Below are 13,312 nucleotides of genomic sequence, written 5' to 3' on the forward strand. Positions count from 1 at the left end.
TGAAAAGATGGAAGATAAGCTGAACAATCGACACGCATTGGTTTTATCAAAAGAATACCCGCAAGCGAATTTCACATGGATCATCTCGCTAATTATTTCGATGGTTTTTCTCGTGAACAGTTACTCGTTCAAAACCGGGGAAATGAATACGTTTGTGTTTGCTATATTTATCGCCTATTTGGCTACGACTTTCTTGCAGCTTTTCATTACGCGGAAGATGAAGAGGGATCTGCTGGACACTGGCGCGATTCAAAAAAAGGCCCGGCGGCTCGGCTATATACAGCTAATTAGTTTAGTGACCGGCAATATTTTTGCCGCAGCTTTCGCGTTCAATCTGATTAATGAACGAAAGACGCCGGAATACACTTTTGCCGTGTATATGTTTTTGACACAACTATTTGTCATCGCGATTTCAGCAATGAATATTTTCAAACCGTATGTAACGGACACATTTCCTTTAGCGATGGTCGTTTTGCTAATCTTTGCAGCCTTTCATGTAGCTGTTTTGATCATTGTAGCGAAGATGGTGGGAGATGTTAAAGCTCCGCGATCAATGGCAATTGTTGCAATCCTCGTCCTTCTCACTGCATTGACAGGTAATCTGTTTGCACTGTTGTTGGGGTGGAGCTTGTTGTTGAAATCAATGAGCAATGACCGGTCGCGCATCATGAAATGGAATGTCATGTGGGAGAAGATTACCCGTAATTCAACGGCTACTTTAGGAATGTTTTTCATTATTCTCATGCTGACAATTTCAGTCGTGAGCCGATTCACATTCGATTATGCGCTTGCGGTTGAAAATGACTACAGCCATATTTTACAGCCACCGAGCTTGGCTTACCCGTTCGGCACGGATAATTTCGGGCGTGATGTGTTTTCCAGGATTATTTTCGGGGCAAGGATTTCACTGCTCGTTGGCTTTGCGTCTACAGCCATTCCGGTCATTATCGGCGGATTCCTTGGCGGGATTGCGGGCTATTACAGCACTCGGACGGATAATGTGATTATGCGGCTGCTTGATGTGCTGTATGCGATTCCAGGGATTCTGCTGGCAATAGCAATTATTGCTGCATTCGGTGCGAATACGACGAACTTGATCATTGCGTTAAGTGTTGGAGCGATCCCGACATATGCACGGACGATGCGGGCGAATGTGTTGATGGTATCGAACTACGATTTCGTCGATTCCGCCCGTGCGCTCGGTACGTCAGATATGTCGATCATTTTTAAACAGGTCGTACCGAATTCATTAGCACCGATGATCGTCAAATCGACATTGACGATTGGTGGGGCAGTCATAGCGACAAGCAGTCTTAGCTATTTAGGGCTTGGCGTGGAACCGCATATTCCGGAATGGGGGAATATACTGCGCGTCGGAAGTACGTATTTAGAATCCCATTCGTATTTGGCAATTTTTCCGGGACTCGCGATCATCTTACTCGTCCTTTCTTTCAACTTTTTAGGGGATGGGCTAAGGGATGCACTGGACCCGCGGCTTGATTGACGGTTGAATAAATAACTTGAGAATAGGGGAATTGATGATGGGGAAAAAATTACTGACCATTATGCTTGCACTTGTAGTTGTGTTGGCGGGCTGTGTGAAAACGAAATCGGATGTATCCGGTGAGAAAGATAGTGGAGACACTAAAGGCAGCGGCGGTTCAGGCAAAGTGACAATTGAACTGCTTGGAACAAGTGCTGGCGAGGATGATATGAACATCGTTCGTGACCAGCTAATTAAAAATGGTTTTGACGTAAAATTGAACATCCAACCGGATTATGGCAGCTTCAAGGCGCAACGTGATGCAGGCAATTTTGACATTGCATTATCAAGCTGGACGACTGTAACGGGGAATCCGGATTACGCGGTCCGCTCACTCTTCAAATCAGACGGTGACAACAGTGATATTAACGATTCAGAAGTGGATGCATTGATTGAGAAAGCAAGCACTGAAACGCCAGATGAATATAAAGAGACGTATAAACAGCTTGAACAGCGGATTGTTGGAGAGAAAGCATATATTGCGCCATTGTATATTTCATTCAAAGCGCAAGGTGTTAATAAAGATGTGTTGAACCCGGATACGGTCCGTCTTGCGAAATCACGGGCAATCGCATGGGAAACGATTGATTTCAATGATGCATCGAAGCGTGATACGGATGCGTTGATCACCCAGCAGGCAATCGGTTCGTTGACGTCACTTGATCCGATCAAAGGGAATGACGGCTCGATCAATACGTTGAACACGAATATGTATGTGCGCCTTGTCAATTTAACGGATGACGATCAAGTCGTTTCCGATGGTTCGCTTTCATATAATTATGCGATTGGCGACGGGAATTCGGATTATTACTTCTTACTCCGTGACGACATCAATTTTGCAGCAGTGGCGGATGGAAAGGCAGTGGATACAGGAGAGCGGGTTGGGGCGGATGACGTCGTCTTTTCATTGAACCGCGCGAAAAACAAAGACGCTGTGCCAGATCACCGTACTTACAGCTTGCATGAGAGTATAAAGGACGTTGAGATTGTGACGGACATTGCGGAGCTGCAAGATGCGAAACAATCAGGCGTAGAAGGATCAGTTCTCGAGGCACTTGAACTAGGGCTTGAGACAGACATTACAGAACTTGTTGGAGAAAAGACAGCTGCGGACAGCAATGCAGGAAAATATCAAGTCATCAAAGTGACGACGAATGAGCCATTCCCGCAAGTGCTAAACTATTTGGCGCACCAATCAGCAGGAATCGTTTCGAAAAAGCAAGTTGGAAGCATCAACACATATGACGTGGCAGCTTTTGATGTCAATAAAGACATTCCATACGGCGATCAACGCACAGTAACTGAAGGCGCTACGTATAAGAATCATTTATATGCGAGCGGCCCGTATATCCTCGTGCAGAAGAACGATTACCAAGCCGACTTTGCGAAGAACCCTGCTTATCGGGCGGACAGTGAATTTGAACCAAAAATCTCTAATGTAACAGTCCGTTTTATTGAAGACTCGGACAGTGCATTATCAGCTTTGCGCAACGGTGAAATCCATCTGTTCAACGGTGTGCCGGAAACGAAATATGAGTTGGTTGAAAATGATGACAAACTTGTCTTGCAAAAGAACGACAGCAATGCCGTCACGTACTTGCTATTTAATGCAGTCGACCGTGAAGTTGCGAAAAATGAAAACTTACGGAAAGCGGTACTTTACTCCATCAATCAGGATGAGTTCCGCAACTTCTACCATGGGAATAAAAAGAAAGCTTATTCGACGGTAAGTCCATTAGTTGAAACAGGTAACGAGTTGATCGCCGACCCGGCGAAAGTGAAAGAGTATATAGCGGAATAACATAAACAAAAATTTATGGTGCCTGCCACCCGAACAATTCTGAATTGTTCGGGTGGCAGGCACCGATTTTTTAAAAAAGCATGGCTTTGCTGAGATAAAAGGCGTACTATAAGGATGGAGCTACGCGGCAACGATACATAGAAGGCGAAACGGTAAAGAACCGCGGTTGTTGCGTTACCGAATTTAAGCCTGATTAGTAATATAGAGCAGAAAGGAATAGGACAATGAACGTATTATCTGGAAGAATCGAGAAAGATTTCTTAGGGGAAAAAGAAGTTCCTGATCATGTGTATTATGGCATTCAAACGATGCGAGCAACTGAAAACTTTCCAATCACGAAAGAACGCATGCATCCGGGATTGATTCGCGCGATTGGAATTGTGAAAAAGGCTGCGGCTATTTCGAATTACCTCGTCAATGATCTGCCGAAAGAAGTAGGTATGGCAATCGTTGAGGCTTCAGACGAAGTCATCTCAGGAAAATTGAACGATCATTTCATCGTCGATCCGATTCAAGGGGGAGCGGGAACTTCATTCAACATGAATGCGAATGAAGTCATTGCGAACCGTGCGCTTGAGATTTTGGGACATGCAAAAGGCGATTATTCTAAAATTAGTCCGAATAACCACGTAAATATGTCCCAATCGACAAATGATGCCTTCCCGACAGCCATCAAGATTGCTACACTTCAACTCGTTAACGAACTATTGGAAACGATGGAGCAGTTTGTCAATGAATTGAAGGCGAAGGAGCAGGAATTCGATAGTGTCATCAAAATGGGAAGAACCCACTTGCAAGACGCTGTTCCAATCAGATTGGGACAAGAATTCGGTGCTTACCGGAGTGTCATTCAACGCGACATCGAACGGGTCGCTCGGACAAAAATACATCTTTCTGAAGTCAATATGGGTGCGACGGCAATCGGAACAGGCCTGAATGCGAATGCCGAATACATCGAAAACGTTGCGGAGCAGCTTCGCACGTTCAGTGAATTGCCATTAAAAACCGCTGGCAATTTAATCGATTCGACACAAAATACTGATGCATATACCGAATTGTCTTCAACCTTGAAAATTTCCATGATCAATCTGTCTAAAATGGCTAATGATCTACGGCTTATGGCGTCTGGTCCTAGAGCGGGTCTAAGTGAAATTAATCTTCCATTAAGACAGCCCGGTTCATCAATCATGCCCGGGAAAGTGAATCCGGTCATGGCGGAAGTGATGAATCAAATCGCATTCCAAGTTATCGGTAACGACCATACTATCAGTCTTGCTTCGGAAGCGGGCCAATTTGAATTGAACGTCATGGAACCGGTACTTGTTTATAATTTATTGCAGTCATTAACAATCATGAAAAACGGCATTCAAGTATTCCGTGAATACTGCATTAGCGGCATCACAGCGAATACGGAACAAATGCGTGAGTATGTCGAAAAAAGCATCGGTACATTGACGGCACTCAGCCCATACATCGGCTACGAAATGTCATCGAAAATCGCCCGCGAATCATTCGAGACCGGCGAACCGATTAAAGATTTATGCCTTCATTACAAAGTACTGACCAATGATGAACTTGATACATTATTGAATCCGTATCAAATGACGGAATTGAAGAAAGTAGAAAAAGAAGAAAGCAAAGCTACTCAGACAATATCTTAATAGACGGAAAGCCAATCACATTCGATTGGCTTTTTTCTTTTTAAGGCGAGAAAAGCTAAACCCCGCCATCACTTTTTATCCGACTTGCTTTCCAATTGATTTTTATGGTGTCATGCACCATGCACCAAACCTCTTACGGCATTTCTCCAAAATTGATAGGGTTTTTCCTTATAGTCCACCTAGGAAAGAAGGTCCATAATTTGATGAAGTGCAAATTCCTATATGGCAGGCTGATACTGCTTTCAACAGTTTGAAGGCTTGATATTCCATTACATAGTGCGCGCCGAAAAGTAAAACAGTATTCTCATCATGGAGGAATGATTATGAAATTGAAATTACGATCGATTCGAACAAAATTGGTCATGTTGACAGCAGTTTTAGTTCTCTTGCCGAGTATATTCATCGGCATTTACTCCTACTTTACGGCAAGTGATTCACTTGCTGATTTAGGTAGGAATGAAATAAAGGATAAAGTCGAGATCGCAGTATCCACCCTTGTGTTACTGCAAGATGAAGTGGATAAAGGGATGATGACGGAGGAAGAGGCACAGCAGATGGCTAAGATCGAGTTGATCGGGCCATTAGTGGGGGATGGGAAGAGGGATCCGCAATCGGTTTACCATTTTGGAGCCGATGGATATTTTACAATTGTATCCACCGACGGAAAAGTTATTGCCCACCCGACGATTGAAGGAGAAGACGCCATTGATTTGGAAGACCCGAACGGAGTCCGCTATGTGGAAAATTTTATTGAGCAAGCGGAAGCTGGTGGCGGTTTTTCTGAATATATTCATGACGGTTCGGAAAAAATTGCATATTCTACAATGTTTGAAGAGTGGGGATGGATTTTATCCGGGAGCGCGTTCTACAAGGATTTCAATGAATCTGCCAATGAATTGCTTTCTTCTTTATTCCTTACAGTCACTTTGACAGCAATTATTGGTTTAGCAATCATGTTCGTTGTTATATCTAGAATGATTAAGCCAGTAGTTACATTGCGTGATCATATGCTGGAGCTGGCAAAGGGAGATTTGTCATCGGATGAATTGCAGATTAATCGAAACGATGAATTAGGTGATTTAGCTCTTGGATTTAACGGTATGCTTAGGAGTTTAAGAGAAATGGTGACGGGTATCCAAGTGAACGCAGCGGAAGTGGCCGCAACGTCGGAAGAATTGAGTGCAAGTGCGGAAGAGTCAAGCAGTGCGAGTCAGGAAGTAGCAGCTTCAATTTCTGTTATTTCTGAGGAGACAGCTGACACATTGGAAGGGACAAGGCATGCAAAAGATACGGTCCAAACAATCAATAAAGAGATTGAAATGATTACGGATAGTGTTGAGGTCCTTTCAGAATTCGCCATCGGAACAGAGAAGAATACACAAGTTGGTTTTGAAATATTGGGCAGGACGAAAGACCAGATGCATGTGATCCAGTCATCTAGTGATGATATGTCAAAAGTGATTATGTCCCTCGGTGATACTTCCCAAGAAATTGGGAGAATTATTTCGTTGATTGACAACGTTTCTAACCAGACAAATTTGCTAGCTTTAAATGCAGCAATCGAAGCGGCACGAGCTGGTGAACACGGCAAAGGGTTTGCTGTCGTTGCCGATGAAGTACGTAAGCTATCCGAGCAATCGAAGTATGCGACGAGCCAAGTAAGTGAATTGGTGAATGAGATTCAGGTAAAAGTGGAACAAACGATTGCAGCCGCGAAAGAAGAAGAAACGGAAATTATCGAAGGTCGGAATTTAGTTGAATCGGCAAGTCAATCGATCTCCATCATTCACTCTGATATTGAAAACGTAGCTATTCAAATCCAAAATATCAATGCGTCCATCCAGGAAATTAATGCAGGAGGAGAGGACCTTCTTCATACTGTTGGGCATGCAGAGGAAATCGCGATTAAAACAGCTGACAATAGTACTTCAGTTGCGGCAGCGGCAGAGCAGCAAAGTGCAACTGTAGAGGAAATTACCTCTGCTTCCGAGACATTGGCAAACATGGCGTCTGATTTACAGGAAATCATCGGTAAATTTAAATTGAGTTAGTATGAAAGTCAGACTTGTACAGTAATTGTCAAAGTTTCAACCTGAAAAGGTGAAATTTTATGATATGATCGAACTATTAAAACTGTACAAGGGAGCTAGAATCATGATTTCTATCCTGATAGTAGATGATCATGCGATAGTCAGGGCTGGCATCAAAATGATGATTGATAGCCAGCCGGACATGAAAGTTATAGGGGAAGCAGAAGATGGGGAGGACGCTGTCCAAAAAGCATTGGATTTGGTTCCCGATATTGTTGTTATGGATTTGAATCTGCCGAAGAAAAGTGGCATGGTGGCTATAAAGCAAATCATCGAGACAAGTGACAAAATCAAGATCATTGTCTTGACTATGCATGAGGATAAAGAATACATTTTCCGTACATTGCAGGCGGGTGCATCGAGTTATTTATTGAAAAGTCATCATGAAAACGACTTGCTCGAAGCAATCCGGACGGTTAGCGTTGGGGATGCTTATTTGTATCCGAATGCGACAAAACTTCTCTTGGAAGATTATATCCGAAAATCGAGCGGAACACATGAAGACCATTTAATGAAGCTATCGGGTCGTGAACAAGAGGTGCTATCCTACCTCGCGAAAGGATATACGAACCGCGAAGCCGCCGAGCAATTGTATGTCTCTATTAAAACAATTGAAACACATCGTTCCAAGATCATGGAAAAATTAAATTTGAAAACCCGACCGGCGTTAGTGGAATACGCAGCGAAAAACGGGTTTCTGGATTTCTCATGAGTGAAATGACAGTAGAAAGTCCAACCAGTCTGCGCAAGTATGAACTGCGCTATCTCTATATGTGCATGATAGCGGTTTTGCTTATGGGCGCCTTCCGTTCGTTTTTTACAGGTGACAATATCACCATTTCAGGGACACAATTGTTAATCATTCATATACTGTTGGAGTTATTTAGTGTTTTTGTGTCAATATCCATTTTTATTCTAGCTATGATGACTTCAGCGTCAAGGGGCTCCCGAGATGTGAATTTCTTCATCGGTCTAGTTTTTTTAGCAGTCGGTTTATTCGATTTACTTCACGTGCTTCTTTACATAGGGATGCCTTTTTACACAGATGAGTTTACCGGAAACCAGGTGACTTGGCTTTGGATCTTTTCAAGATTGACAGAAAGCATTGGGATAGCTATTGCGGTCGCTTTACCTTCCTTAGTAGTTATTTGGCGGCGGTTGCATGCACTGCTGTTCACTGTTCTTTCGGTTAGTATCGCGAGTGCAATCCTATTTTTCAGGCAAGATTGGCTACCGCTGTTGCTTGACAATGAACTTGGAATTACGGCCACAAAGATAAGTTTAGAATACATCATCTGTTTCTTCATGCTCGTTGCGTTCATAGCTTCACTCATTAAGTACAGGAATTCCCGAGAATTGGAGATTCTCCAACTGTGCATGGCTATTTTCATCATTATAATTGGTGAATTGTACTTTATATTTTACGATAAAGTGTATGATTTCGAGAATCTAGTTGGTCATATTTATAAATTCATAGGGTATATGTATTTATTTCGTTCGTTGTTCTATCCGAAAATCCAACATATCTTATCCGATAAAGAAGAAGCGGAGACCAAATGGAGGGAGGCAGAACATATGCTTTTTGAAGCTGAAGAGAACATGTCAAAACTCGTATTGCAAGCACACGAGGAAGAAAGAAAACGAGTGTCACGTGAGCTGCATGATGGTATTGGCCAATCGCTCTATACGATTTTAATGAAATTGAATATGGCGGAACACGAAATTCCAGGGGACGAAAAACCACCAAGTTTACAAAAAGCAAGAATAATGACCACAGAGGCAATGAAAGAAGTGAAGGATATAGCTCATTCTTTACGACCGAGCTCACTTGATGATTTCGGATTCCTTCCTGCGTTGAAAATTTACACAGACCGACTCGAAAAAGTACATAATTTACAAATCAATCTACACACGTCAGGCGATAAGAATCGGATGGACCCAGAAGTTGAAACTGCACTGTACCGGATTTGCCAAGAGGCTCTCATGAATTGCGCAAAATATGCAAACTCGAAATCTATTGAAATCACGTTAGCAAACACCCCCGATGAAATCCGACTTATCATCCAAGATGACGGTATCGGATTTTCTATCGAAGACTATTTAAAACAGGGTGGTGCGGAACGAAAAGGAATCGGTTTGTTTAGCATGAAAGAACGTGCTGAAGCATGCGGTGGCTCTTTTGAGGTGATTTCTGAGGAGAATGTGGGAACAACAGTAAGGATTGCAATTCCGAAATAGGTGAAGGTGTTGTTTGGGTAGCGCATGTGTTTTATCGAAAGGAAGCCAGCCTACGAAAGAGGCTGGCTTCCTTCAGCGTAAATAGCAATGATAGAAACCCTATAATTAGTCCATCGCTTCTACTCTTGGAGTTTTTTCTTGTTCCAAGGTGTTCCGAGCTTTGGCAGCACCCAGCGGTCTAGTCCGTACCAGCCCGCGACTTTCCATGCGAGCACTAGCCAAGTGCCAAGGATGAAAAGCAATGGGTTTGTACTTAACGTTCCAGCGAACAGAAAGCTGACGTTCATGAATGCTCCAAAGAAAGCTGCAATCCCTGTTAATAATCCTACAATCAAACCAAGCCCGACTAACAATTCTCCGTAGGCAACAAGGAAACCGAAAACTTTTGCGTTCGGCAACACAGTACTTTCCATGAAAGAAGCATACCAACCAGTTACATCTCCGCCTTCCTGGGATTTAGCTAATGCCCCATTGACGAAACCTTGAATTGCTGCTCCGGCATTTTCTCCGGTCCATGCATCGCTTCTTACTTTACCCCAACCGGCTTCCAACCAAGCGAATCCGACATACAAACGAATGACTAACCAAATAAGTCCAGAACGGGAGTCGCTAAATAAAAACCGTGATACTGGGTTTTCCGGGATGACTATAGTACTGTCTTTTTTCATAAAAACACCTCCTTTTGATTAATTATACATTACCTGTGACTATTTATCTATAATGTTCATAATAATGTCATTATTGTGGGACCATTATTATCTCTGGAATATAGAGTTGTGTACCGTGTTGCATGAATTTTTTGCTTAAACTATACTGTTAGTAGGTAATTAGATTGCTAGAGTTAGACTCGAATACATATTTACATTCAAAATAAATTGGAGGCATTAGGATGAAGAAAAACAGACGTACTAAAATGTTCACAGCTGCATTGGCAACTACGGTTGCGGCTACGGGAGTGATGGCGGTGGCGCCGGGATTAGCGAAAGCGGACGCACCAACGTTTACAGATGTAAAAGATATTCCGAGTCATCATTTCTACGAAGCGGTAATGAAATATTCAGCAGCAGGCATGATCAGTGGGTATTCGAATGGCACGTTCAAGCCAGGCCAGAACATTACTCGCCAAGACGCGGCGAAGCTTTTAGCGCTAGTACTGGATTTGGATGTGAAGAATGTCAGCGATCCTGGATTCAAAGATGTGAGCAAGACAAGCCCTTACTATAGCTATATTGCCGCTCTTGTAGAAGCGGGGATCATTTCAGGTTATGAGGATAACACATTTAAACCTGGTGACAGCTTGACTAGAGCACAAATGGCGAAAATCATTACTCTTGGATTTGAATTGGAAGATGTAAACTCCCTTCAGCTGCCATTTAAAGATATTAATGATAAACAATGGCATATGGAATTCGTTAGAACACTTTATGCGCACGAAATCACAACAGGCACGACCCCTACCACTTTTTCACCAAACGCATTTGTGACACGTGGCCAAATGGCTTCATTTGTATTCAGAAGCGAAGCATTTGCCATTCCTAAGGTGGATGAAGATCAAGTGGCAGTGGATGCGGCTATTGGACAATTAAAAGCGGGTGCAGTCACTGTTTCTCGCGGTCCTTTGGCAACAGATGAAAATAAACTTGCAGCAGTACAAAAGTATGCCACTTCATTGATTACCGAAAAGAGCGTCACAGCAAAAGTGGAACTTGGGAAAACGGCAGACAACTATGTCGTCACGGTCACTAAAGGAGAGGCGACAGCGGAAAAAACAATTGTCATCACATTTGACTACGCTGCGGAAGACCGCTTTATTACTGATGTGACAACAGTTAACGCGAAACAAGTAGAGGTGAAATTCGCCACTCCGGTATCCAAGTCATCCGTGCTTGATTCATCGAATAAAGTGCGTAACATCAGCTTTACGATGGTGACGGGGGCAACTGTAAATCCTGGTGATTTGACAGGAAGCCTCTCGGAAGACGGTAAAACGTTGACGATTACAGCAAATTGGATTTTTGACGGGGAGTATGCGTTTAAATCGACAGATGCGATACAAGCAGTGTCAAGTGGGAAAATTGAGGAACATACAGTGATTTTGAAAGCTAAAGATGATGTCGCACCGAAATACGTTTCTGGTTCCGCAGCTGCCAAAACTTCGACGAACTCATTTTCTATTCTGTTTGATGAGCCTGTCAGTGCGGCTGGTGCCATTGCATATGTGAATGACGTGGCGGCAACGGTCGCAAATGATCCATCCAACCCGAATCGGTTAACTGTTACTGGAGGAAAGCAAGTTGCGGCAGGAACAACTGCCAAGGTTAAGTTGCTGAATGTAAAGGACTATAAGAATAATTTAGCATCGCCAAATCCAGTGGAAGCTTCCATTACAATTACTGCTGATACAGCAATACCAACTGTCAAAGATGTAAGTGTCATAGGCGAAAACAGGGTAGAAGTGACGTATGATAAAGAAATGAATATTGCGTCCTTCACAGGGAAAGCACGCCTTGTCCAGTCGAATGGAACGGTTATCAATTTGAAGGCAACTGCCGGGAAAGAAGGAAAAACAGTTGTCTTGGAAGGGACGGGAGTCGGTTATAGAGATTCGTACAATGCAGTCCTATTTATTGATGCCGACGTAAAAGATACAGTTGGCAATAGCGCTGCACTTTATTCAACAAATGTTACAATCAGCCGGGATACGACTGCGCCTTCATTTACAACAATTGAATATAAAGATGGTAAAATTGTTGCGAATTTCACGGAGGATATTGCAATTGGAAGATATAATGAAGTCTTGCTCATCGATCAACGGACGGGTGTGGCAACACCAATTTACTTAAATTATAACAATTCCCGAAATGCTGTAATTGCAAATAATACACTTACGATTAGCCATCCTTTGCCAAATGGGACATATCAATTACGTTTACCGGCGAATACAGTTGTAGACAAAGCAGGCATTCCTAATCCGAACGCAATCACAAATCAAACATTTGTCGTGGAAAATGTAACATCATTTGACGGTACCCGTCCTGTTGTAGGTCTCGTTACAAATGGCACATTACCGAATGGCTCTTATCTAGGGGAACAAGCAGCAACATACACAGTTAGCGATGCTGATAGTGGAGTGAACTTGGCTTCCGTTCAGGAACTTACTAATTATACGTGGGATGGAAAGCCATTGCCGAATGGTTCATATGTCACAGCAGACATCACTCAGGGGACTGCTGATCGGGCAACAACTGTAGTAGTGACAGTCCATGTACCATCTACCGGTATTACAGAGACCAAAAATGCTTTATTCACCGTGAACAATATCCGAGACAATGCAGGAAACATACTTGCAGCACCAGGTTCGGGCAATGTAACATTTGTCAGCGGATATCAGCCGGAACTAAATTATGCATCCGTTGGACAGGATAGCTCCACACTCCTGCTAGGCTTCAGCCATGAGATTGTGTCTTTGGATAAATATGATTTGGACATCACATTTAATGGATATTCGTTACATTCGAATTCCATTGCGTTTGTGTATAAACCAAACTCCGCGGCAAATGAATACGCTGCGATTATTAAAGCTTCGTTTGCAAAAGCTGTTCCTAATAAAGGCGATATCATTTATTTTGATATCAATGGGAACGATATCTACGATAATGGTGACGTCATTGTCGAAAACGTATATAATTCCCCATCTACTGATCGGAATACAGCTAATACGGTTAATGTCAATTTGAATAGCATAAAGAACCAGTTAAGAGTTGGACTTATCGAGGATCGTTCTTCCCCTGTTCAAGACAGACAAGGGAATAAGGCACTCTTTAAGCGGTATATCTATGTAAACTAATTTTTCAAAGGATCTGCTGATACAATAAGTCCATATTCAATACAGAGAAGGAGCTGCCCGGAAAGTCAGTGCAAACTGATTTTCTGAACAGCTTTTTTCTTTAATTGCCCAATGGATCGACAAAATAAGTAT

8 protein-coding genes are annotated in these 13,312 nt (G+C 42.8%); 7 read left to right on the top strand and 1 reads right to left on the bottom strand.

Going from position 1 to position 13,312, the window contains the following annotated elements; all coding sequences use genetic code 11:
• The first annotated feature begins 7 nt into the window (after nt 1-7).
• The 6 genes from SLU01_RS03575 to SLU01_RS03600 all read left to right on the top strand — a co-directional run bounded on the left by SLU01_RS03575 (nt 8) and on the right by SLU01_RS03600 (nt 9,333).
• Nucleotides 8-1,504, top strand: a complete 1,497-nt coding sequence (locus SLU01_RS03575) for an ABC transporter permease (protein WP_147055431.1) — start codon at nt 8-10, stop codon at nt 1,502-1,504.
• A 34-nt stretch (nt 1,505-1,538) separates the two neighbouring features.
• Nucleotides 1,539-3,344, top strand: a complete 1,806-nt coding sequence (locus tag SLU01_RS03580) for an ABC transporter substrate-binding protein (protein WP_147055433.1) — start codon at nt 1,539-1,541, stop codon at nt 3,342-3,344.
• 224 nt (nt 3,345-3,568) lie between these two features.
• Nucleotides 3,569-5,005: an aspartate ammonia-lyase gene (aspA, locus tag SLU01_RS03585; RefSeq protein WP_147055435.1), complete on the top strand. Its 1,437-nt coding sequence runs from the start codon at nt 3,569-3,571 to the stop codon at nt 5,003-5,005.
• 323 nt (nt 5,006-5,328) lie between these two features.
• Nucleotides 5,329-7,056, top strand: coding sequence for a methyl-accepting chemotaxis protein (locus tag SLU01_RS03590; RefSeq protein WP_170232570.1), 1,728 nt, complete (start codon nt 5,329-5,331; stop codon nt 7,054-7,056).
• Nucleotides 7,057-7,159: 103 nt separating this feature from the next.
• Nucleotides 7,160-7,807: a response regulator gene (locus tag SLU01_RS03595; RefSeq protein ID WP_147055532.1), complete on the top strand. Its 648-nt coding sequence runs from the start codon at nt 7,160-7,162 to the stop codon at nt 7,805-7,807.
• Between the two features lie 83 nt (nt 7,808-7,890).
• Nucleotides 7,891-9,333, top strand: coding sequence for a sensor histidine kinase (locus tag SLU01_RS03600; RefSeq protein ID WP_246110862.1), 1,443 nt, complete (start codon nt 7,891-7,893; stop codon nt 9,331-9,333).
• A 119-nt stretch (nt 9,334-9,452) separates the two neighbouring features.
• On the opposite strand, the gene SLU01_RS03605 is transcribed toward SLU01_RS03600, so the two are convergent.
• Nucleotides 9,453-10,001 carry a DoxX family protein gene (locus SLU01_RS03605; protein ID WP_147055441.1) on the bottom strand — a complete coding sequence of 183 codons (549 nt, stop codon included), beginning with the start codon at nt 9,999-10,001 and terminating at the stop codon, nt 9,453-9,455.
• A gap of 221 nt (nt 10,002-10,222) precedes the next feature.
• On the opposite strand from SLU01_RS03605, the gene SLU01_RS03610 reads away from it, so the two are divergent.
• Entirely contained in the window at nt 10,223-13,180 is a 2,958-nt protein-coding gene (locus SLU01_RS03610) for an S-layer homology domain-containing protein (RefSeq protein ID WP_147055443.1), read from the top strand.
• The last annotated feature ends 132 nt before the right edge of the window (nt 13,181-13,312 follow it).

This window comes from Sporosarcina luteola (genome assembly GCF_007991495.1).
Taxonomy (GTDB): domain Bacteria; phylum Bacillota; class Bacilli; order Bacillales_A; family Planococcaceae; genus Sporosarcina; species Sporosarcina luteola.

Bases quoted from the DNA above. Each gene is read 5' to 3' on its own strand.
- SLU01_RS03575 (WP_147055431.1), top strand. From the start codon at position 8: ATGGAAGATAAGCTGAACAATCGACACGCATTGGTTTTATCAAAAGAA.
- SLU01_RS03580 (WP_147055433.1), top strand. From the start codon at position 1,539: ATGATGGGGAAAAAATTACTGACCATTATGCTTGCACTTGTAGTTGTG.
- aspA (WP_147055435.1), top strand. From the start codon at position 3,569: ATGAACGTATTATCTGGAAGAATCGAGAAAGATTTCTTAGGGGAAAAA.
- SLU01_RS03590 (WP_170232570.1), top strand. From the start codon at position 5,329: ATGAAATTGAAATTACGATCGATTCGAACAAAATTGGTCATGTTGACA.
- SLU01_RS03595 (WP_147055532.1), top strand. From the start codon at position 7,160: ATGATTTCTATCCTGATAGTAGATGATCATGCGATAGTCAGGGCTGGC.
- SLU01_RS03600 (WP_246110862.1), top strand. From the start codon at position 7,891: ATGGGCGCCTTCCGTTCGTTTTTTACAGGTGACAATATCACCATTTCA.
- SLU01_RS03605 (WP_147055441.1), bottom strand. From the start codon at position 10,001: ATGAAAAAAGACAGTACTATAGTCATCCCGGAAAACCCAGTATCACGG.
- SLU01_RS03610 (WP_147055443.1), top strand. From the start codon at position 10,223: ATGAAGAAAAACAGACGTACTAAAATGTTCACAGCTGCATTGGCAACT.